Annotated in this window: 22 protein-coding genes, 1 pseudogene and 2 other annotated features; of the genes and pseudogenes, 10 read left to right on the top strand and 13 right to left on the bottom strand. The window is 34.3% G+C overall.

The window, feature by feature from the left end; genetic code table 11:
• Window positions 1-13: 13 nt before the first annotated feature.
• Both yqeH and AC1Q51_RS08970 read right to left on the bottom strand, forming a co-directional pair.
• A complete protein-coding gene (yqeH, locus tag AC1Q51_RS08965; RefSeq protein WP_000140799.1) occupies window positions 14-1120 on the bottom strand; it encodes a ribosome biogenesis GTPase YqeH in 1107 nt (368 codons plus the stop codon).
• A gap of 3 nt (window positions 1121-1123) precedes the next feature.
• Window positions 1124-1636: a YqeG family HAD IIIA-type phosphatase gene (locus AC1Q51_RS08970; protein WP_000765314.1), complete on the bottom strand. Its 513-nt coding sequence runs from the start codon at window positions 1634-1636 to the stop codon at window positions 1124-1126.
• Window positions 1637-1882: 246 nt separating this feature from the next.
• Between AC1Q51_RS08970 and AC1Q51_RS08975 the strand changes: the two genes are divergently transcribed.
• The gene (locus AC1Q51_RS08975) at window positions 1883-2038 is read left to right on the top strand and encodes a sporulation histidine kinase inhibitor Sda (RefSeq protein WP_000850094.1); all 156 of its coding nucleotides are present in this window, start codon (window positions 1883-1885) and stop codon (window positions 2036-2038) included.
• A 185-nt stretch (window positions 2039-2223) separates the two neighbouring features.
• On the opposite strand, the gene AC1Q51_RS08980 is transcribed toward AC1Q51_RS08975, so the two are convergent.
• Both AC1Q51_RS08980 and sigK read right to left on the bottom strand, forming a co-directional pair.
• Complete coding sequence (locus tag AC1Q51_RS08980) at window positions 2224-3012, bottom strand: phosphatidylserine decarboxylase (protein WP_090977044.1); 789 nt, start codon at window positions 3010-3012, stop codon at window positions 2224-2226.
• Between the two features lie 290 nt (window positions 3013-3302).
• Window positions 3303-4016: an RNA polymerase sporulation sigma factor SigK gene (gene sigK / locus AC1Q51_RS08985; protein WP_000051382.1), complete on the bottom strand. Its 714-nt coding sequence runs from the start codon at window positions 4014-4016 to the stop codon at window positions 3303-3305.
• Between the two features lie 152 nt (window positions 4017-4168).
• Here sigK and AC1Q51_RS08990 point away from each other — a divergent pair, with 152 nt between their 5' ends.
• Complete coding sequence (locus AC1Q51_RS08990; RefSeq protein WP_088022816.1) at window positions 4169-5089, top strand: hypothetical protein; 921 nt, start codon at window positions 4169-4171, stop codon at window positions 5087-5089.
• A 43-nt stretch (window positions 5090-5132) separates the two neighbouring features.
• Here AC1Q51_RS08990 and AC1Q51_RS08995 read toward each other — a convergent pair whose 3' ends face one another.
• The 3 genes from AC1Q51_RS08995 to AC1Q51_RS09005 form a co-directional block, all read right to left on the bottom strand.
• Window positions 5133-6626: a YcdB/YcdC domain-containing protein gene (locus tag AC1Q51_RS08995; protein WP_090977042.1), complete on the bottom strand. Its 1494-nt coding sequence runs from the start codon at window positions 6624-6626 to the stop codon at window positions 5133-5135.
• Window positions 6627-6715: 89 nt separating this feature from the next.
• A complete protein-coding gene (gene rpmG, locus AC1Q51_RS09000; RefSeq protein ID WP_001265617.1) occupies window positions 6716-6865 on the bottom strand; it encodes a 50S ribosomal protein L33 in 150 nt (49 codons plus the stop codon).
• Between the two features lie 146 nt (window positions 6866-7011).
• Window positions 7012-7635, bottom strand: coding sequence for a nitroreductase family protein (locus tag AC1Q51_RS09005; RefSeq protein WP_001008498.1), 624 nt, complete (start codon window positions 7633-7635; stop codon window positions 7012-7014).
• A 352-nt stretch (window positions 7636-7987) separates the two neighbouring features.
• Between AC1Q51_RS09005 and AC1Q51_RS09010 the strand changes: the two genes are divergently transcribed.
• On the top strand, window positions 7988-8638 hold the full coding sequence (locus AC1Q51_RS09010; RefSeq protein ID WP_000456218.1) for a GTP pyrophosphokinase: 651 nt from the start codon (window positions 7988-7990) through the stop codon (window positions 8636-8638).
• A gap of 79 nt (window positions 8639-8717) precedes the next feature.
• On the opposite strand, the gene AC1Q51_RS09015 is transcribed toward AC1Q51_RS09010, so the two are convergent.
• Together AC1Q51_RS09015 and AC1Q51_RS09020 are read right to left on the bottom strand one after the other, a co-directional pair.
• Window positions 8718-9185, bottom strand: a complete 468-nt coding sequence (locus tag AC1Q51_RS09015) for a hypothetical protein (protein WP_090977040.1) — start codon at window positions 9183-9185, stop codon at window positions 8718-8720.
• 54 nt (window positions 9186-9239) lie between these two features.
• Window positions 9240-10625, bottom strand: coding sequence for an alkaline phosphatase (locus tag AC1Q51_RS09020; RefSeq protein WP_000714908.1), 1386 nt, complete (start codon window positions 10623-10625; stop codon window positions 9240-9242).
• A gap of 262 nt (window positions 10626-10887) precedes the next feature.
• Here AC1Q51_RS09020 and AC1Q51_RS09025 point away from each other — a divergent pair, with 262 nt between their 5' ends.
• Together AC1Q51_RS09025 and AC1Q51_RS09030 are read left to right on the top strand one after the other, a co-directional pair.
• Window positions 10888-11721 carry a GNAT family N-acetyltransferase gene (locus AC1Q51_RS09025; protein ID WP_100910409.1) on the top strand — a complete coding sequence of 278 codons (834 nt, stop codon included), beginning with the start codon at window positions 10888-10890 and terminating at the stop codon, window positions 11719-11721.
• Window positions 11722-11736: 15 nt separating this feature from the next.
• Window positions 11737-12621 carry an alpha/beta fold hydrolase gene (locus AC1Q51_RS09030; protein ID WP_000819813.1) on the top strand — a complete coding sequence of 295 codons (885 nt, stop codon included), beginning with the start codon at window positions 11737-11739 and terminating at the stop codon, window positions 12619-12621.
• A gap of 41 nt (window positions 12622-12662) precedes the next feature.
• On the opposite strand, the gene AC1Q51_RS09035 is transcribed toward AC1Q51_RS09030, so the two are convergent.
• From AC1Q51_RS09035 to AC1Q51_RS09045, 3 genes are all read right to left on the bottom strand, one after another.
• Window positions 12663-13163, bottom strand: coding sequence for a DoxX family protein (locus tag AC1Q51_RS09035; protein WP_000236608.1), 501 nt, complete (start codon window positions 13161-13163; stop codon window positions 12663-12665).
• A 264-nt stretch (window positions 13164-13427) separates the two neighbouring features.
• Window positions 13428-13964 carry a hypothetical protein gene (locus AC1Q51_RS09040; protein WP_025118463.1) on the bottom strand — a complete coding sequence of 179 codons (537 nt, stop codon included), beginning with the start codon at window positions 13962-13964 and terminating at the stop codon, window positions 13428-13430.
• An 18-nt stretch (window positions 13965-13982) separates the two neighbouring features.
• Window positions 13983-14585, bottom strand: coding sequence for a phosphoglycerate mutase family protein (locus AC1Q51_RS09045; protein ID WP_053563628.1), 603 nt, complete (start codon window positions 14583-14585; stop codon window positions 13983-13985).
• 168 nt (window positions 14586-14753) lie between these two features.
• Between AC1Q51_RS09045 and AC1Q51_RS09050 the strand changes: the two are divergent.
• A pseudogene (locus tag AC1Q51_RS09050) lies at window positions 14754-15081 on the top strand (phosphoglycerate mutase).
• 69 nt (window positions 15082-15150) lie between these two features.
• A complete protein-coding gene (locus tag AC1Q51_RS09055) occupies window positions 15151-15273 on the top strand; it encodes a DUF4023 domain-containing protein (RefSeq protein ID WP_000071866.1) in 123 nt (40 codons plus the stop codon).
• Between the two features lie 39 nt (window positions 15274-15312).
• On the opposite strand, the gene AC1Q51_RS09060 is transcribed toward AC1Q51_RS09055, so the two are convergent.
• Window positions 15313-16551: a TolB family protein gene (locus AC1Q51_RS09060; RefSeq protein WP_025118464.1), complete on the bottom strand. Its 1239-nt coding sequence runs from the start codon at window positions 16549-16551 to the stop codon at window positions 15313-15315.
• A gap of 229 nt (window positions 16552-16780) precedes the next feature.
• Here AC1Q51_RS09060 and AC1Q51_RS09065 point away from each other — a divergent pair, with 229 nt between their 5' ends.
• The 3 genes from AC1Q51_RS09065 (at window position 16781) to AC1Q51_RS09075 (ending at window position 22474) form a co-directional block, all read left to right on the top strand.
• Window positions 16781-19534: a S8 family serine peptidase gene (locus tag AC1Q51_RS09065; protein WP_492331467.1), complete on the top strand. Its 2754-nt coding sequence runs from the start codon at window positions 16781-16783 to the stop codon at window positions 19532-19534.
• 220 nt (window positions 19535-19754) lie between these two features.
• Window positions 19755-19983, top strand: a binding site (T-box leader).
• A 50-nt stretch (window positions 19984-20033) separates the two neighbouring features.
• Window positions 20034-20261 (top strand) — a binding site (T-box leader).
• Between the two features lie 163 nt (window positions 20262-20424).
• Window positions 20425-22179 carry an aromatic amino acid hydroxylase gene (locus AC1Q51_RS09070; protein ID WP_000163188.1) on the top strand — a complete coding sequence of 585 codons (1755 nt, stop codon included), beginning with the start codon at window positions 20425-20427 and terminating at the stop codon, window positions 22177-22179.
• On the top strand, window positions 22160-22474 hold the full coding sequence (locus tag AC1Q51_RS09075) for a 4a-hydroxytetrahydrobiopterin dehydratase (RefSeq protein ID WP_000979537.1): 315 nt from the start codon (window positions 22160-22162) through the stop codon (window positions 22472-22474). Before AC1Q51_RS09070 ends, AC1Q51_RS09075 begins: the two co-directional genes overlap by 20 nt.
• The last annotated feature ends 11 nt before the right edge of the window (window positions 22475-22485 follow it).

Genomic DNA, 22485 nt, shown 5'->3' on the forward strand with positions numbered 1-22485 from the left:
ATCCCTCTCCATATTAAATTAAAGATTTACGTAGTGAAACACTTACTCCTTTTGGTACGTGTGCAACAATTTTTGCGCCTGGTTCGTTCACAGTAACCCATCCTAATCCAGAGAATACAACATCCGTCTTTGGTTCACGAATATTAAATTCGTATTTCACTAACTCAGGCATATTTGCTAATTCTTCTGGCGTTGGCGGGCTTAGTAAATCTCCAGCATGATTTTTATATAATTCATCTGCTTTCTCAAGCTTTGTACGATGGATTGTTAAACGATTCGAGAAGTGACAAGTAAACGCACGACGACCACCACTTACATAATCAAAACGTGCCAATCCACTAAAGAATAACGTTTGTTCTTCATTTAATTGGAATACCATCGGCTTAATTTCTTTTGTTGGTGTAATAAGCTTTAAGCTTTGCTTCCCAACATAATGAGCCATTTGGTGGTGGTTAATAATACCTGGCGTATCATATAAAGAAGATTCTTCGTCTAATGGAATATCAATTAAATCCAGTGTTGTTCCTGGGAAATGAGATGTTGTAATTACATTTTCAGTCTCATCACTAAATTCTTTAATCATACGATTAATAAATGTCGATTTCCCTACATTCGTACATCCAACAACGTAAACATCTTTGCCGCCGCGATAATACTCAATAGCATCTGCTAGTTCAGCAATTCCTTGTCCCTTCGCTGCACTAATTAAAAAGACATCTTCTGGTTTTAATCCTAGCTGCTTTGCACTATAGCGCATCCAATGCTTTACTTTATCATGTTTTACTGACTTTGGAATTAAATCAGCTTTATTTCCAACAAGTAATACTTTATTATTCCCTACGAAACGATGTAAGCCAGGTAACCAGCTACCATTAAAATCAAAAATATCTACAATTTTGACTACTAATGCATCTGATTTTCCAATTCCATTTAAAATGCGTAGGAAGTCATCATCTGTTAACGATACATCTTGAATTTCATTGTAATGCTTCAAGCGAAAACAACGTTGACAAATGACTTGTTCTTTTTCTAAAGATGAGGCAGGAGCATACCCCACTTCATTTTTATTTTCTGTTTGAATTTCTACACCGCAACCAATACATTTAATTGTTTCAGTCAAACTTTATTCCTCCCAGTTAATTAAACCTTTTTTCTTCATATTTTTCATAATTCTTCGTTCAATTTTTCGATTAAAGCGCGTTACTAATCCGTCCGTTTGTGCTACCGGTACAACTAAAATTGTATGAAGGCCTACTCGGTTTCCACCAAGCACGTCAGTCAGTAACTGATCTCCAATTACTACAACTTCATCTGGCTGCAAACGCATCTCTTGTATCGCACGCTTAAATGCGCGAACAAATGGTTTACGTGCACTATGAATAAATGGAATACCTAATGGATCAGCAAAATCTTTCACACGTTGCTCATTATTATTTGAAACGACCGTTACTTGAATGCCTTGCTCTTTCATTTCCAAGAACCATTTTTCAAGTTGCGGCGTTGCATTGGGACGATCCCATTCAATTAAAGTGTTATCTAAGTCAGTAATAACGCCTTTAATCCCACGTTTTTTTAAATCTTCTGGTTGAACATGATATACATTTTTCACATATTCATTTGGTAAAAATAGTTTCAATTTCTTTCACCTCTTTGAGGATTTTTCATAAAATTTTTCGACAACATTTTTCGATATATAACCTGTGGATAAAATTGTACACATTTTCCACATTAATTTTGCAGTTAATTTGGAATTTACTAACAAACTATACACACTTTATCCACCTAGGTATGTGGATAACCACTCGTTTGTGACTGTCATATTTTTTTGGTACATTAAATGCATCAACGAATCAATCCTTATATTATTAGGAGGTGACTCACCTTGAAAACAAAACATATGGAACAGTTATCCACTGAGTTACTCACTGAGTCTTATTATAAAGCAAAAGAACTAAAATTAAATCCCGACTTCATTTTACTTATAAAACAAGAAATCATTAGACGCTCATTAGAGGACAAGCTTGTCAAATCATCTTGATTACATATAAAGTGAAAGTTTAATCAGCCCTTACCAATCAAACAGTTAAAGGATAAATTATTAGATGCCCTGTAAAAAGAGCCATCCTACGATGGCTCTCGAATAAACAAGTACTCCCATCTAGGGGATTTCATCATTAAGTATCTTTGCCCATAACTCTTACTTACGGTTATAAAAGCTTTTCTTTATTTATGAGCTAAGCGAGTAGCTATTTTTTCACCAAGACGAAGCTCTTGTCCACTCTTTAATTCCTGCACTACTTCTATCATATCTTTTTCAAACAATAACACAACTGTTGAACCAAATGTAAAGTATGCCATTTCTTCACCTTTTTGAACAGTGTCTCTCTCATGCAAAAGCTCAATACTATTAACAAACATAGCACCTACTTTTATAAGAGCCATATGCTCGCCATCACTGCTTACTTCTGTAACAGAACGATAATTTTTTGACAGTGGTTCTTTCCCGTATTCCATACCAGCTGCATTTACCGGATATGATTTTCTACCGAGTACAAATCTTTCAGTCACAGAACCAGAAAGCGGACTATGAATGCGATGATAATGACTTGGACTCAAATAAATTACCATATATGTACCGCCTGCATATCGCGTTGCACGTTCTTCATTACCTAGCATATCCACGATTGAATAGCGCTTTCCTTTAATATCAAATGTTTTTGTATCCTCAATAGGACCATGATCTGCAAAAACACCATCAACAGGACTAACGATACTCGATGCATCTGTATCAATACTACGCTTTCCTTCTTTTAGCTTACGCGTAAATAATTCATGCAATGTTCTATATTCCTTCAAACCCTTTTCCATCTCATCTTGATTAATTTGAAAAACTTTCGCATACGATGGAATAATGATAGAGCTCAAACGAGATTGTGCAAATTTACGTAATATATAAGAAGTAAAGCGACCATTTGTAAGTTCTATCATAAGTCGATATAATGTACGTCGCAAATTGCGAAACCCCCTAATCAGTCTATAACTTTAGTTTTCCCTTATTTTCTTTCTATATCATACGTAAAATTGGTTCTTATTCCCACATATCATATAAAGCAGCCTTATTATACATACAGAAAACTAAGTATGGTATTATTCTTAAATTATTTAGCACCTTCTAATATTACAGATAGAATCCGTCATTTTCAACAGTGAACATGTATTTCTTCTTAGCATAACTCGTTTTCTTTTCTTATTTACAATAAGAAAAGCAGCCTATTTTAAAATATGGCTGCTTCTAATACACTTTACTCTTTCGCTTTTTTCTCTTTCTCTGCCCTTACAAACTCGTGGAACATTTTCATTAAAGCACGCTTTTCGATCCGTGATACGTAACTTCTAGAAATGCCAAGTGCCTTAGCGATTTCCCGCTGTGTTTTCTCCTTATCTAGCCCGAGTCCAAAACGTTTCACAATCACTTCTTTTTCTCTTTCGTCTAAAATATCGATATACTCTTTAATTTTTTCTAACTCCATACTAAGCTGAATCATATCAATTACATCTTCAGACTCTGATTTTAATATATCAATAAGCGATATTTCATTGCCCTCTTTATCTTGCCCGATCGGATCATGAAGTGAAACATCTTTTTTCGTTTTCTTTAGTACACGTAAATGCATCAAAATTTCATTTTCAATACAGCGTGCTGCATACGTCGCAAGCTTCGTTCCCTTTCCTGCAGAATAGCTCTCGATCGCTTTAATGAGCCCGATCGTACCAATTGAAATTAAATCTTCTGCATCTTCTCCTGTGTTCTCAAATTTTTTAACGATATGAGCTACAAGCCGTAAATTATGTTCAATTAAAAGATTTCTCGCTTGAGCATCACCTTGCTCCATTAACTCTAAGTACTTTCTCTCATCATCTGATGATAACGGCTGCGGAAACGCATTATTTTTCACATAAGAAACAAAGACAAACACTTCTCGAACCATATATCCAATTGCGGCGAATAGACTCAAACCTTTCACCTCCGCCAAAATAGTGGTCTTTATTATGTGTATGTGGGCTTGAGGTTGTTTGTGTCTGTACAGTTTATTTATAAAACTCAACACTTCCAACATTTAAAATATTTTATTGTTATATTATAATTATATAAAATTGTTATTTATATATGAATATGCTATTAAAGGGGAAACTATTCATGCTTACATTAGATCGATTATTAAATGTAACAATTTATTTAGGGGTATTTTTACTTTTCATTTCGTTCATTACTTTTGTTATTAAGAGAGGGCCTGATTTATTATTTTTTCAATTTGGAATTTCTTTGTTTTTTGGAGCTCAAATTATAATTGGAATGAAATTTTTTCATAATTATGGTTTCTCCTTTCACTCAAAACTAGAACTACTTATCTTTATTTTCTATGTAATTGGATTTATTACATGTATACTACTGTTCTTTAACTTTCAAAATCCGTATCGAATTTTTTTATTAATTTGTAGTTTTTTATTTTTAACTGGATCCAATTATTACTTTAAAGAAACATTAAATTTTAGTAAAAAAACTCCAAAGCAACATAAAACTTTTTTAAGTACACAAGAAGACTCTTTTCCAAAAGAAGTCCGTAAATTTTCAGAGGATTACAATAACATAATAAGGAATGATTTTTATGAAATACCGATGATTCCTACTGAATTACAGATTACAAGCAAAAAACATTCTTCCCATAGTACATCTTTCTTAGTTGAACTTTATAATAGCGAGAATGAAATTACTGATGACTCTGTACAATTAACTCCATCAGACCGTTTTTATATACTGTTAAATACACAAAAAACAAAAATATCAAAAATAGTATATGAAGGGCAAAATTTTTTCACATTAACAGTCACACTAAAGGCTCTTAATTTACAGCAAGAACCAGAAATTCATAATATGTTTTTAGAAATAGATAAACGTAGAGCGATGAATCTTCTTAATTTTGAAATTAAAGCCCATACTAAAGAATGGAAAGTAACATTTAAAAGTGATAATTCTTCTTCCAATCTTCCTATCACATTTAATTTTGAAAAACGAACAGGCAAATTATAAAAATAAAAAGAGTTATTTTCTTTGAAAAATAACTCTTTTTACTTTACTTACTCCAAATCTTTCTCCCAGTTTGGGCATCAATATAACGAATTTCCCGACTACAATCAAAAGGTTCTTTATGTTTTTCATCTGTCGTTTGTTTGTACAGTAGTTTGTATTTCGTTTCCTCTGCATCATGATCTACAAACCATTCTAATTTAACTCGGATAGCCTCTCTGTATATTTCTAACGCTTTTTCTTTTGTTACTTTTGGTGTTGTTTCATATGCAAGTAATTCTTTTATAAAGTTGCCAGACTCTCCAGAGTAGTGCATCACAGCACCATTTTCTGCATTGATGTTGATCATAATATATTTCCGCTCTACATGAATGTCATTTACATAGATTGAAAAGGAAAACCTCTCTATCCCCTCTTCCTCCTCATAATTATCCCAAAGTTGAACATACTTTGTCGCATCTGGGATAATATGCTCTAAAAATTGAAGTGCCTTGCTTAAACATTGCTCTCTCGATAAGATTGTTTTCCTTTTTTTCTCATCCTTCCACATAAAAAAAGAAAGCAATTGATTTGTTTCTTTATCTAGAGTAATTACAACGAATTCATCATGTTTCAACATTGGAAAATGTTTTTTATAAAACTCATCCATTGAATATGAATCCTTCTCTTCTATTTCTTTTTGTAATTCTTCTTTTAATACAAATTTTATCCGGACTTCATCCTCATCTACTTTTTCATCTATTTTGACAAACTTCTCCTTGTCCCAATCAAATAAATCAAACACATCTTTTTTTTGACTACTCTTTAGCGGTTTATCAACAAGTACTGTAGAAGGTAATTTATAGTGTTCTGGCCCATATAAATCTTTACCTGTACTTGCATCAATAAACGCATGACTAGGCTCTGGTTCATATACAAGATGGTACCCTTTTACTTCTTCCCCGTTTTCATACTCACATGAAGAGTATGTTAAATCTACAAATACAAGTCTCATATCTTGTCTAGCTTTCAAATTTTCTAAAACGATATTCTCCCCAACAATTTCACTTGGCCATAACGGTTTTTTCTCTATGGCTTTTTGTCCATTATAATGAAAATGCACAACATTATCTGAAGGGTGCACTCGCACAACACACCCAGTATTCGGCAATGGATAGCTATTCACTTCTTGCATATAATTTACTTCTTTCCAACCGCGCCTGTCGTCCTTAACCGTTACATATGTATAGAATTCATATCCTTCTTTTGTATATTTTTTTAAGAATGTATTTGCAACCTCTCTTGCTTTATTCTCCTCTATCGCTCCCTTATCACTCGAAAAAGAATTTCCATCATCTATCCTAAATTCAATTAAATTACCAGTATGTCTATTTAATGTAATTTGTATCTGTTTCTCCTCATCATCTTTATGTCCCCACCATAATAGATGATACGGGTCATCAACCCCTTCTTGATCATCTACAACAAGCCTATATTCATCTGGAATTTCAATAATATGAGCTACGTGCTCTTTTCTTTCTTTATCTTTTTGATTCACCATATCCTCTCCTTTGTTACAATTTAAGGTAATTATAACAAAGAAAACCAAAACTTATTAACAAAAAAAAGACTAGAGATATCTCTAGTCTTCTACTTCGTCTCACGGTGTAACGTTACTCGCTTTAATCGTGGACAATATTTTTTTAGTTCGATACGTTCTGGATTGTTTCGTTTATTTTTTTTAGAAATATAATTACGATCACCGCACTCCGTACAAGCTAATGTAATATTTACACGCATAGGTAATTCTCCTTTCTTTCAAAGATCGCAAACTAAAACGTAATGATTACGATTTATATATTATAAAACTTCATTCTATTTGTCAATTGCAAAAACAAGAAGATTCTATTTAGAATCCCCTTGTTTTTATAGTTAAATAAATTTTATTAAAACGATTCGTATGTAACAAACTCACTAATTGGCTTTCGATATCCTCTTGGACGAACTTTAGTCGTATCACTTTTCCCTATCGTAATCATTAAAACAGGTATTACATGCTCTGGCATATTTAATTCACTTTGCACTGCTTTTTCATCGAAACCAATCATTGGACATGTATCATATCCATAATATTTAGCTGCGTACATAAAAGTCATCGCACTTAACGAAGCATTTCTAATCGCTTCATCCTCCATGAAACGCTCTCCTTTTCCTTCATATAACCCTTTCGTTTGCCTAATGGTATCTTCATATTCGCATTCATCAATCATTTTTAAAACTTTCATACCGAAGTAAATATTTTCAACATTTTGGTATGCTCTTTTATCACCACAAACGAGCACTACCGCTGATGCACTCGATACTTTATATTGACCAAACGCTAATTCTTTTAATCTTTCTTTTCGCTCTTGATCACGAATTACAACATAATGTGTGTGCTGCAAATTATAGCAAGATGGAGAAAGCTTAGTTAACTCAAATATTTTTTTAAAATCCTCATCAGGGATTTCTATACCTTGTATAAATTTCATTGCAGAACGTCTAGCAATTGCTAATTCTTCAAAGTTCACCGTATATCCTCCTTAATAACTATAAATTTAAATATACATTAATTTATACAAATGGATAAATCAAATAAAAACACTTTAAATCCGAATAATAATTATGATTAACAGCAAAAAAGACAAAAAGCTGAAACAATTAGTTCATACGAAATTCACACGAATCTATTACTATAGAAATTGTACATAGTGAACTTATTAACAATCACGTTTATTTATATAGAATCTTACTCGAAAGGAGTTGAAAGTATGAAAACTAAATATCGCTTTATGATCTCATCATTTGCTGCTTGTGCTTATATGATTTGGTATTTAGTATAATAACAACCTCACTTGTAAATAGGAAAAGGTGTGTATATAAATGGAATATAATCAATCAACAGTTAACTACTGGAAAGCTTTTGTATTACCATATACATTTGCTTTAGAAGAGTTAAAAACTAAATTTGAAATTATGAACCGGGAAGCTCAATTTTTAGAGGATTACAACCCGTTTGAACATATAAAAACAAGACTAAAACAACCTGAAAGTATTATTAAAAAGCTTGAACGTAAAAATTTATTACCGACAGTTGAAAATGCCCAAACGCATTTACAAGATATTATTGGTATTCGTATTACATGTTGCTTCGTAGAAGATATTTATCATTTAAAAGAAGTCATTCAAAAGCGTGAAGATATGGAAATCATAGAGGTAAAAGATTATATCGCTAACCCAAAACGAAACGGTTATAAAAGTTTACACATGATTATTAAATATCCTTTATCACTGAATTCTGGTACAAAAGATGTATTTGCAGAAATTCAGTTACGTACACTGGCAATGGACTTTTGGGCAAGTTTAGAACACAAACTTTATTATAAATATGAAGGGAAAATACCGGAGTATTTAAAAGATGAACTACATGATGCAGCAATGAAAGCTGAAGATCTTGATAATAAAATGGCCACAATTCGTCAAGATATTGATGATATTGAGGCATGCTCAAATCAAATTATGCTACCACTATAAAAAAAGGTTCTCGCCAATGAGAACCTTTTTTATACCATTTTTTTGGAGGTGTGACTCCCACGCTTATTAAAGTTTCACGTTATTTTTTCTCTATCGTGCGAACCTCTTCAATCTTCCATTTCTCATCTTCTTTTCCAAGAGCGTACTGTACTTTCTTTTGAAGAGTGACACTATCGTCTACTTCCTTTTCTTTCGTTTCAACAATAACATACCCTACTTTACTAGCTTTCATATCTATATGTTCCAATTCAATCTTCTTATTTCCCTTTTGAAATGCGGCTTCTTTTTGTGTTTTTAAGTCTTCAGCACTAGGCATCTTCTTTGAAAATAACTCCATATGTTCTGCAAGATTTTTTTCATTCGTCGTTCGCACAAATGTAGTAATAACATCTTGAATAGATCTCTCTTCTTCTTTTGTTATTTGTACCTTTTCCTCAGATTTTTTAGTAGTAGATTTTTGTTCTACGTTATTCTCTTCTTGTTGACATCCAACTAGTAATACTACAAACACTAGAAGGAATCTTAATTTCCTAAATATTTTTTCCATATTCCCAACTCCTAAAAAGAAAAGTGAGGCATTTCGCCTCACTTTCGCTCTTAATTAACGTCTTCCTTTATTCGGATCGCCACCGCCAACAATATCAAAGACACGTTTCGCTATATTTGTATTCTCTTGAACGCCTGAGAATAAGTATTTACCTGGACCAAATGCATACACGTTCACATCTTCCCCTGTATGTCCACCAGTTGTCCAGCCTGTAACCGAGCGCTTATTGAAAATATCTTCAATTGCATTATCAATCTTTGTTACATCTTTTGACGGAGCTATATCATTTACAGCTTGAATTTCTTCTGGAGTTAATTGTAAATCAATATACTTTTTCAATGTTTCTTCTACATTTGCACCTTTTGCAATCTCATTTGCCATAAAGTCTGGTGTGCGTTTTGCAGCTTTAATTGGATCTACTTTAAAGTTATACTCGCCATTGGCCCCTAAAGATAATCCACCTGTAGCGTGGTCTGCCGTTGCAACAACTAACGTATTTTTATCTTTTTTCGCAAACTCAATCGCTGCTTTGAAAGCTTTTTCGAAGTCTTCCATTTCACTCATTGCACCAACGATATCATTATCATGTCCAGCCCAGTCGATTTGACTTCCTTCCACCATTAAGAAGAAACCATTTTTATTTTTGTTCAAACGCTCAATTGCTGCATTAGTCATTTCTTCTAATGAAGGTGTTTTATCATTACGGTCAATCATTTTATCTAATCCACCTGGTGCAAATAAACCAAGAATTTGATCATTTTTATCATTTAACAATTGATCTCGATCCGTTACATAGCTATAACCAGATTTCTTAAACTCTTCTGTAAGATTACGATCTTTTCTAACAAAGTTCTTTACGCCGCCGCCAAGCATAACATCTACTTTATGCTTCCCTTTAATTTTCTCATCAAAATAATCATTTGCAATTGCGTCCATATTTTTACGGCTAATGTCATGCGCACCGAAAGCAGCTGGTGTTGCATGTGTAATTTCAGAAGTTGCAACAAGTCCCGTTGATTTCCCTTTTTCTTTCGCTTGCTCAAGAACCGTTTTCACTTCCGCTTTATCATTATCAACTGCAATTGCAGCATTATATGTTTTAATCCCTGCTGACATAGCTGTTGCTGCTGATGCAGAGTCTGTAATATTTTCATGCTCATCTTCTGGGTATGTTTTTTGTGTTCCTACAAGATGCTTATCAAATTCTGTAGATTCCATTTCAAAGGTTTTTGGATTATCTTTCATATAACGGTGAGCCGTCATATATGAAGGGCCCATACCATCCCCAATTAATACGATAACATTTTTAATCTTTGCATTGCTTCCGTTCTCATCTGCATTAACCTCACTAGAACGAGTAAAATTCCATGTTGCTACCGAAGTAACTGCTAATGATGCCACAACTGCAAATGGCCATGCTTTTTTCACAAACTTTTTCACTGTCTTGTCCCCCTAATTAGGTTATTCATTTCCCACTATCAAATTTAATGGAAGACTATTAAGAGAAAATTAGCTGTATGTAAATTTTTTGTTAACTTATGTAAATATCAGTTATAATTTGTATAACTTTGTCTCTTCGTATCAGCCATCCTGCCCTTTACAATTTAAATATAAACAGGTTGGATTTCATTTAACGTAAATCTCTTTTTTTTACATTTTGACTCTATTTTTATGAAATTAAATAGAAATGCGGTGAGCCTTTATGAAAATAGTAAAGCTAAATGAGTCTTTTATTTTTGAATTACTTAATCTTTGCAAATCTGTTGGATGGTTACACGATGAAATTTTTATGAAAAAGCAATTCGAAATGTATCTTTCTATCGGCACACTTGTAGGTTATATTCATGAAAACAAACTCATTGCGACTGGAGGAGTATTTCCTTTTACAAGTAACTTCACTTCCATTGGTATGTTAATCGTTCACCCTAATTTTCAAGGACGAGGAATAGGGCGCATGTTGCTAAATCATTGCTTGGAACAAATTCATCCAAAACAACCAATTGCACTTATTGCGACAAAAGCTGGCGAACCTCTATACACATCATGTGGATTTCAAACAGCAACAACAATTCATCGTTTTGAAAAGCAAACTACTAAGACGTATCCTTCTCACTTACAACAAGTACAAGAAGAAGACCTTATATCTCTTACTTCTCTTGATCAAATTGCAACTGGTGTGAATCGTTCTCTACTTTACTCTTTGCTATTACCAAGGGCCATACACGCTTTTAAAATTGAAAGAAATAACCGTATAGAAGCTTTTTCATTATGCATACAAAAGGGCAATATATTATGTATCCATCCACTTATCGCCAAGCAAGAAGAAGATGCTATTCAATTATTAAAAAAGATATGTGAATGTTGGAATGGTATAGTACGAATTGATGTCCCACATTCACAATTTATATTTCGTAAATTTCTTCAAACAGAAAATTTCCAAGAAACGCTCCTTTCACCTCTTATGATAAAAAATGGTAGCCAACTTCCTGGAAATCGTAATATGCTATTTGCTATGATAGATACAGCGTTATGTTAGAAAGGAGACACCTAATTGAAGCGATTTAGCTATTTCATGGTAGGTTGTCTTACTCTTACACTATTAGTAGGATGTAGTGCAGCAGAAAAGCCAGTAGAACAAGTAAAGCAAGTGAAAAATACAATTACAGCTAAACTAGCTACCGAGGAAAAAATGGTAGAAATAGATGGTCAAACCATTTACTTTAAAAAGATTGGTAATGAAAAACCACCTTTACTTATGATTCATGGCTTTGGAGGGTCATCAGATGGTTTTCAAAAGATTTACTCCGATTTAGCAAAAGATCATACAATTATTTCTGTAGATGCTTTAGGATTCGGGCGCTCATCTAAGCCAATGGATTTTTATTATTCTTTTCCAACTCATGCAAATTTGTATTATAAATTAATGAAAAAACTAGGGTATGATTCATTCGCAATACTGGGGCATTCCATGGGGGGAGAAATTTCTCTAAATTTAACATATTTATATCCTGAAGCAGTTACTCACCTTATTTTAACTGATGCTACAGGTGGTCCTCATACATTCGTTACTAAACAAGGCTCACCAAAACCACAATTGCCGACTGATTTAAATGCCGTTTCTTCTATTACTGATTATGATGAGAGCAAAGTGAAATTCAAACGTAACGATGAAGAGCATTATAACAAAATGAAACTATGGCCTAGACGTCTTAAAATTAATGCGAATGAAATGAAACAGCCGACTTTAATTATATGGGGCAGAAATGATAGTAGCGTTTCTTGGAAAGAAGGAGAAACGTATCATCAATTCTTAAAAAATAGCACTTTACATATTATTGAAAAAGGTTATCATGCACCATTTCGCCAAGAACCACAAGAATTTGTCGGGTATGTACAAGACTTCTTTAAGAACAATCCGATCAAAGTTGAAAAATAACATAAACGGGTATCTCATTTTGAGATACCCGTTTTCATATATTAAGCAGCTTGCTTTTGGCGTTTTTGAGTTTTTGATCCTAATACTTTCGGGATAACAAAGCCATCCATTCCAAATTTCCCAGCGTTCATACCGGCAACAAGAACAAACATAGATAAGATAACCATCTCAGGGTTCACACCAATTGACCCACTAAACATATAGGAAAAGTTCATTACAAGACCAAAAAAGACCGCTGTTTTTGTTAAACAGCCTACAATTAAACCAATTCCTACTAAAATTTCTCCCCATGTTACAAGTGTATTAAACAAATCTACATTTGGAATTGCAAATTCTTGTAAGAATGATGCCCACCAAGATTGAACAGCCGGTTGTGCACCTTTAGATTTTTCAATTGCGCCTTGCAAATAACCTGTTGCATCGAATCCTTTTCCTTGTAGTTTACCGATTCCAGCCATTAACCATGTGTAACCAAGATATACTCGAATTACTGCTAATACAAAAGAAACTGCTTTGTTTTCTCTTAAAAATTGAATAACCATATCTTCCTCCTAAAGTTGTAATTAAGTTAGTTACAGATAATATAATAACATTAGTTACTTATTTTTCAAACGTTAATTATGAATAATCTGTGACATGCGTATGAAACATTAAAAACTAACGTTTATATAGTAACTTTTATTACCTGTAAAAACTTGAACATATCATACCACAAGTGATAACCATTTTCATTGAAAAAAACGTAAAAAAAATGTGAGTTAAATGTGAAACACGTTTATTCGAATATAGAATAAACGTGTTTCACACTAATTATAGAATCGAAATGTATGTGTCTCCTCATCAATTAAACTCGCTTCTTGAAACGCTTCTTCTAACGTTTTCCCATGGTTAATAACCCCATAAAATAAGCGTATAGTAAACATAAGTGCTGCATTTCCATCTACATAATCAATCGATCCAATATATGATTTCGCACCACTATGTAAAAAAGATTTTGCAAGTTTTTGCTCCCCTAATGTGCACCCGCTATTTACAATATGTGTATTATGCAATTTTGCATATTTATAAATTTCTGCTTTACCAAAATACCCTCTCGGTTCATCTTGTTCATATACTTCTTCGCCTAACTCTTCCATGACAAACTTCCCTTCTTCACCATGAAAGCAAAAAATAATATAATTAATATCGTTAAATAAGTTCTTTCCAGAAAGAACTTCCACAAAATCTTTCGGTCTACCAATCCAATATGTCACAACTCTTGCACCAAAATACTCAAGAGATGCTCGTATTGATTGCGCCTCTAAATCCGAATTAAAACCAACTACTAATGCAATATTCAACAAACAACCTCCATCCTATAATCAGCCCTTATCAATCAGACTTTTATGGGATAAATCCATTTCATATATACCTGTTTCTTTCAAAAAATCTGATCTAGTTAAAACGACTTTCTGTAAATATTGCCTATATGCTGTAATTGTTCCATCGTGAGATACAATGCAAATTCTTTCCGCACCCAGTTCATAACACCAAAGAAGAAATTCATCTACTATTTGCTGAAAACTATTCTCTGAAATAGTGTTTATACCTTCCTTCCATAACTGATTATTTGAGCTTTTCTCTATCGAAAAATGCGGAAATAACTTTGTTATCATTTCCTGATCTACTATATAATCGCACGGTAATGTTTTCGCTCCTTCTCGATAAGGAAAAATACGCGGAGATACATATGGATGGACTATTTTTTGACAAGCTACTTTCGCACTCCATATTGTCGCCGTTTGTAAAGTTCTAAGTGTAGGACTAACAATTAATATATCCGTTTCTTGTAATGATACATCACGTTGAAGTAATTTAGCTTGAGCCTTTCCTACTCTCGTCAATGGTGGGTCAAACACTTGTAAACTTTCTGTTAAATCCGTTGTATGTTCACCTTCACCATGCCGAACAAAAACGATTTTCATATTCAGTCTCCTCTTACTATAAAATCCTCACACATATTTCTTCCCTATTGCATTCTTTATTCCTGCTGTATAAAAACCGATATGTAAAAAATGTTTAACACGAAGGTTTGTAAAATATTACAATATTACATGTAAAATACTTTTTACACCGAAAGGAGAATTACATATATGAAATGGATAATTGTCTTTATTGGAATGATTATATGGGGATATATAAACGGCTTCTTTAGTAGTGATAAAACTGCTAATCCTTGGATTACAGATGATGAACGTGAAACAAAAAGCAATTACGGCAAGCTGGTCCGGTGTTTTTATGTTTTGTACCATTAGCCTCTTAAATAAATGGTTAGGTTTAAGCACAAATGATAAATCACCGTACTTACCAGACCCTATCGCAGCTATTTTAAAGGCAAATGTAGAGTTAAAAGTTTTACTCATGCTATTTGTTATGTATGGAATATTTTACTTACATTATCGAAGAAAATTAAGTGCCTAACTTCTAACTCATGATTATCCTCCTAAATGGTTATAGTAATCATGACAAAATGAAAGGAGAGATATAAACATGAGTAACTCGAATGAATTTTTAGATACACTACATGAAAAACAAGCAAAAGATGAACAAAATAGAAAGCGCCAAGGGAACGGAAACCCAGCGAAAAAAAAGCCAAATAAAACACATAAATAACAGTAAAAGACTGCCTAAAACAATCTTTTAGGCAGTTTTTTATTCTTCTTTCACCGAGATAACATTTTCCCAATTCCATTTCTCATAATACCACTCTGGTATATCTACATTTTCAATCCACTTTTTTTCATGTTTTCCATCACTATGAGCTATCCATATATTAGCTTTCTTACGATCTGAACGTATCCATATTAATTGATTGCTCTTCTTCATGAAAATTGGATGATAATCGCCTTGCTTATTAGATGACTTTGTAATTTGATATTGTTTATCGCTTGTGCTATTTATCTCATATAAAGATGGGAATGGCCTTTTTTCTGGCAGAGTTTCAAACCCTCCCTCTTTTGCTCGTGAAACGATAATTACATTATCGTTCTTCCATGTAAAATCCCAATCCACATATCCTTTCGGCGTAAATGTTTGCTGCTGGAGTGCTGGCAGTTCTTTTATTTTTAAATGTTTATTCTCTAATGCAACTCTCCCGCTTCCTTCAATATAAGCCAATATGTTTTTTGATGGCGCCCATTTGAACCATTCTGTATTTAATAGCATTTGATCTACTATTTCAAACCGACTACCATCTGCTCGAACTAAGCAAAGCGTATTACTATCAGCTGACCATGAAGCTGTCGGTACCGCTAAAAATGAAATCCACTTTTGATCTGGTGACCACTTAAAGCCACTTGCTACTAGCGCTAGAAAATCATCATGTTCATTTGGCAATGCATACAAATGCTTCATTTTGTGAGGATTCATATGTGCATCTTTTTGCACTTCATATAGCTGAGCCCCTGTCCATCCTGTTGGAAGTAAGTGCGCTTCAGAGGATACAAGAAAGTTCTTTCCATCAGGATACCATGCATAATCACCCACACCAGCCGATACATTTTCAAAATCTGCATTCTTTTTTTCTACATCAAATGTATTCAATGTACCTGTAAATATAAATGCAATTATATTTTCTGTTGGTGACCATTGATAATTCGATGCTTCTGAGTGAAACGGCGTAACTTTCTTTCCATCTTTCAGCCGATATAACTCAAGAATATTTTGTTTCTCCCCTTTTACATATGCCAGCCATTCTCCATCATGTGACCACTTTGGCCCTGTTATGTTCTCTCCTTTTGTAAGTTGTTTTTCTTTCCCATCAACTTTAATCCAAAGGTTATGATGACGAATAAAAGCAACTTTCACACTATTATTTTCTGCGCTAGTAATAGCGATAGAACATAAAAACATAAACAACACTACACTACCACTTACTATTAGCCTTTTCATACCATCACTCCATTTCCCTCATAGCATTCCTCACTTTCTTCCTACAATATGTGAAAAATATCGATTCGACATAATCAGAAAAAATTTCCCAAGAAACTTTCAATTCATAGAGGATTGGTATGAATTATGTCGAAAGTATAGTTTAGCCAACATTTATATTTATAAGTTCTAACTAAAATGTAAGATTTTATTTCTGAATATTAGCACTTTTTTATTAGGGGGAGTATCAATGAAAAAAACTACATCTACACTATTAAGCATGGCGCTTGTCTTTTCTAGTTTTGGAGCTTTAAGCACTCATGCTGAATCACTACAAAAGGAGAAGCAATTTAGTCCACAATTAAAAACAACGATTGAACAGTGGGGAGAACATAAAATTGCTCAAAATGTTGAAACGAAAACAACAAAAGAAATATCAGTAATTGTAGAATTGCAACATGCACCTCTCGCTGCTCAAAGTAATATTCAGCATGCTCCAGATTTACAAAATAGTAATGCGCAGTCTTATCATGCTGAGCTAAAAAAAGCACAAGAAGATACGACTAAGAAAATAAAAGAAAAAGCACCTGGTGCAAAAATTAAAGAAGTGTATAATACGTTATTTTCCGGATTCTCTATTTCAGTTCCTGGAGATCAAATTACCTCTCTTGCCTCTTTACCTGAAGTAAAAGCAGTCTATCCGAACTTAACATATAAATTGCATGAAACATCAAAAAGTACTATTAACGAAGAAGCACCAAATATCGGTGGACCGACAATTGGTGCACCTGAAGCGTGGAATTTAAAAGATCCATCTGGCAAACCGCTTGATGGAAAAGGCATGAAAGTAGCCATTATCGACTCTGGCGTAGACTATACACACCCTGACTTAAAGGCAAATTATATCGGTGGATATGACACGGTTGATGAAGATAGCGATCCAATGGATGGTAACGTACATGGTACTCATGTAGCTGGAATTATTGCGGGTAATGGAAAAATTAAAGGCGTTGCTCCAAACGCTTCTATTCTAGCCTATCGTGTAATGAATGACGGTGGAACTGGTACAACAGATGATATTATCCAAGGGATTGAGCGAGCGATTCAAGATGGTGCAGATGTGTTAAACCTCTCCCTTGGGCAGGATTTAAATGTACCTGATCAGCCTGTAACATTAACGTTAGAACGAGCAGCGAAACTTGGTGTTACTACTGTCGTTTCAAATGGAAATGACGGACCAAAACCTTGGTCTGTTGATGCTCCCGGTAACGCAAGTAGTGTCATTTCTGTTGGAGCATCTACGGTTTCTATCCCGTTTCCAACATTCCAAGTAGCTGGTTCCAGCAAAACATATCAAGGGTTACCGTTATCAAAATCCGATTTTCCAATAGGAAATGATTCCCCTCTTGTATACGTTGGTTATGGCAATCCAAGTGATTATGTAAAACAAGATGTGAAAGGGAAATTCGCACTTATTTTACAAGGTACTTCTAGTACATTAGTAAAAGCAGAACAAGCGAAGCAAGCTGGGGCACTTGGTGTGTTATTAATCTCTAGCGAAAAAGAAATTAATATGATGCCGGAATATTTTTCACGTGAACATCTAGCTGTCCCAGTAATGCAATTATCAAATACAAATGGGGAAGAATTAAAAACTTTAATTACAAAACGAAAGAAAAATATAAAAATTGGACAACCAAAGCAAACAGAACTTATCGGTAACTTTAGTTCAAGAGGACCATCACAAGGAAGTTGGCTAATAAAGCCTGATGTTGTTGCACCTGGAGTACAAATTACTAGTACAGTACCGCGAGGCGGCTATGAATCGCATAACGGAACAAGTATGGCTGCTCCGCAAGTAGCTGGAGCGGTTGCCCTCTTGCGTCAAATGCATCCTGATTGGACGACAGAACAATTGAAAGCGGCTCTTGCTAACAATGCAAAAACATTACATGATGTCAATGAAAATACATACCCTGTTATGGCACAAGGATCAGGTTTAATTAACATTCCGAAAGCAGCTCAAACAAATGTATTAGTAAAACCTAAGAATGTCAGCTTTGGTCTTATTAAGCCAAATAGCGGAAAAGTAAAACTGACGCAAAATGTTACATTACAAAACCTTTCTAGTAAAAAGAAAAGTTTTTCAACTCGTGTGGAGTTACTAGATGCAAACACAAACACAAAAGTAAAAGCTTCTGTCCCTTCATCGATTAGCATTCAACCGAATAGTAGTACCGAAAAACCATTTACTATCACTGTAGATAGCTCACTACCACAAGGTGTGTATACTGGAAATGTATATGTAAAAGAACAAGGGGCAAAAGAAGAAATTCGAATTCCATTCACATTTAGTATCGATCCTAAAGATTATAAACGTATCGATGGACTTGAAATTATTAATTCTACTTTTAGCCCAAATGGCGACCACGTACTAGATGATAATCTCATCAACTACTATTTAGTTGCGCCTGTGGATGATGTAACATTGCATGCAAATTTAGTTACGAAAGAACGTGTAACGTATCAAGGGATTATCCATCAAGCTAAAAATGCAACTCCTGGATACAAACCTTTCAAATGGAATGGTACAAAAACCGATGGAACTCCTTTAGCTGACGGGCTATATCAAATCGAAGCAGTTGCTTCTAATTCTGGCGGAGAAACAAAACAAACAGCTGCTGTATTTCTTGATCGAACTGCACCTAAGTTAACATACGAAGTTGACCAAGAAAATCTCGTAATTAGAGGAAAAGTTGATGATATTCTACTAGATTGGATGTCAGAATCTGGTTGGATAGCACCTGGTATTCCAGTGAGAATGCAATATGAAATTAACGGAAATGGTGTATGGGACCAGGCATTCCTGAACCCTTGGGAGAAAAGCTATGGCATTTATTTCGATCGCACTCAATTACAAGAAGGGAAAAATACTATTCACATTGTAGCAACTGATGCAGCTGGCAATACCTCTAATTTAACTGTTAATTTAGAAGTGAAATAAAGTGAAACTTTAATCAGTAGAGATTTCGTTCATCCCCACTGATTATTACCCTTCACCAATCGGGAGTTACGGGCAGTTAATCTCCCATCTCACTTCTTTGCTCCAACCGAATTTTGAGGTAGGAATTTTACTGCTCATTAACACGGGATAAAAAATTTTTGTTGACAATTTTTTTAATATAGTTTTATAATACAAAACATAGTTTAGTTGAACGAATTATATATCGGCTTTGAAGGAATACTAGTAGCGACTTATATCACTGTCTCAGAGAACTGATGGTTGGTGCGAATCAGTACATATACAAGCGTGAATTACAATTCTGGAGCTTCTTTCCCGTAATGCTTTTTATGCATGAAGAGAAAGACGGATCTTTCCGTTATCGTAAAGTGAGTGGTAAACAATTAGTTGTTTACAAATAGGGTGGTACCGCGATTTTTATCGTCCCTATCGGATTTTCCGATAGGGACTTTTTTGCGTCCATCCTCTTACACAATTTCATATATACGCGTTGAAAGAATCGCAGTAGTATCTTATATCCCTGTTACAGAGAGCTAATGGTCGGTGGAAATTAGCACATATATAAGTATGAATTACAATTCTGGAGCTTCTTTTTCGTAGTGCTTTTATGCATGAAGGAAAAGACGGAATTTTTCCGTTATCATTAATTGAGATGTAAGTATATTTTCACTTACAAATAGGGTGGTACCGCGATTCTTTCGCCCCTATCGGATTTTCCGATAGGGGCTTTTTCTATTTCTCACAGAAACAGATGTTAAATAATTCCGAATCTTATGATAAAATTTTATAAGCGCTTACAAATAATGAAGGGAGGTGATACAAGCTATACGAAATCGATATTCAATTTTATAGAAAAAAAGGAGGATGTCTAAATGACAAAGAAAACAGAAATTCCATCGCATTTAAAACCATTCGTATCCACACAACATTATGATCAATACACACCGGTGAATCACGCTGTGTGGCGTTACATTATGAGACAAAATCATAGCTTCTTAAAAGACGTTGCTCATCCAGCCTATGTGAACGGACTACAATCATCTGGTATTAATATAGATGCAATTCCAAAAGTAGAAGAAATGAATGAGTGTTTGGCACCAAGTGGCTGGGGCGCTGTAACGATTGACGGACTTATTCCCGGCGTAGCATTCTTCGATTTTCAAGGACACGGATTACTACCGATCGCAACAGATATTCGGAAAGTAGAAAATATCGAGTACACACCAGCTCCAGATATCGTACACGAAGCCGCAGGACACGCACCGATTTTACTTGATCCTACATATGCAAAATATGTGAAACGTTTTGGGCAAATTGGTGCAAAAGCTTTCTCTACAAAAGAAGAACATGATGCATTTGAAGCTGTTCGTACATTAACGATAGTGAAAGAAAGCCCTACTTCTACTCCTGATGAAGTTAAGGCTGCTGAAAATGCTGTAATTGAAAAACAAAACTTAGTTTCTGGTTTATCAGAAGCTGAACAAATTTCACGTCTTTTCTGGTGGACAGTAGAATATGGATTGATCGGAAATATAGATGATCCAAAGATATATGGTGCTGGTCTCCTTTCTTCTGTTGGCGAAAGCAAACATTGCTTAACAGACGCTGTAGAAAAGGTTCCATTTTCTATCGAAGCATGTATAGGGACAACTTATGACGTAACAAAAATGCAACCACAACTATTTGTTTGTGAATCCTTTGAAGAATTAACAGATGCGCTTGAAACATTTTCTAAAACAATGGCCTTTAAAACAGGTGGAAAAGAAGGTTTAGAAAAAGCAATTCGCTCTGAGAACTATGCAACAGCTGAGCTAAATAGTGGATTACAAATTACAGGTACATTTAGCGAGACAATTGAAAACGATGCAGGTGAATTAATTTACATGCGAACAAATTCGCCAACGGCATTAGCGCTTCATAATAAACAGTTAGCAAATCATTCTACTTCTGTACACAGTGACGGATTTGGAACACCGATTGGATTACTCACTGAAAATATTGCATTAGAAAATTGTACAGACGAACAACTACAATCATTAGGAATTACAATTGGAACTATCGCTGAGTTTACTTTTGCAAGTGGTATTCATGTAAAAGGAACAGTAACAGATATTGTAAAAAACGATAAGAAAATTGCTCTTATTTCCTTTATCGATTGCACAGTTACTTATAACGCCCGCGTTTTATTTGATGCTTCATGGGGCGCATTTGATATGGCTGTTGGCTCACAAATCACTTCAGTATTCCCAGGTGCCGCAGATGCCGCAGCATTTTTCCCAATGGATGAAGAAGTTCACGAAATTCCTGCTCCACTTGTACTGAATGAACTTGAACGTATGTATCAAACAGTTCGAGATATTCGAAGTGAGGGGATTTTACACGACGCGCATATCGATCAATTAGTAGCAATTCAAGAAGTATTAAATAAATTTTATGCGAAAGAATGGTTGCTGCGCCTTGAAGTATTAGAGTTACTTTTAGAGCATAACAAAGGGCATGAAACATCGGCAGCATTACTACATCAACTTTCTACTTTCACAACTGACGAAGCTGTAACACGCCTTATTAACAATGGTCTTGCGTTACTTCCAGTAAAGGATGTGAAAAATGATGCTAAGATTAACTGAAGAAGAAGTTCACGAAGAATTATTGAAGGTAGATAAATGGATGGTAAAAGATGAGAAATGGATTGAACGAAAATATATGTTTTCCGACTACTTAAAAGGAGTCGAATTTGTCTCTGAAGCCGCCAAACTATCAGAAGAACATAATCACCATCCATTTATCCTTATCCAGTATAAAGCAGTTATTATTACTTTGTCATCTTGGAATGCAAAAGGTTTAACGAAACTAGATTTTGAGCTTGCAAAACAATTTGATGAACTATTTTTACAAAACGAAAAAGCAATTATAAGAAAATAAAAGGAGAAGCC

Source organism: Bacillus sp. MT94, assembly GCF_058792475.1.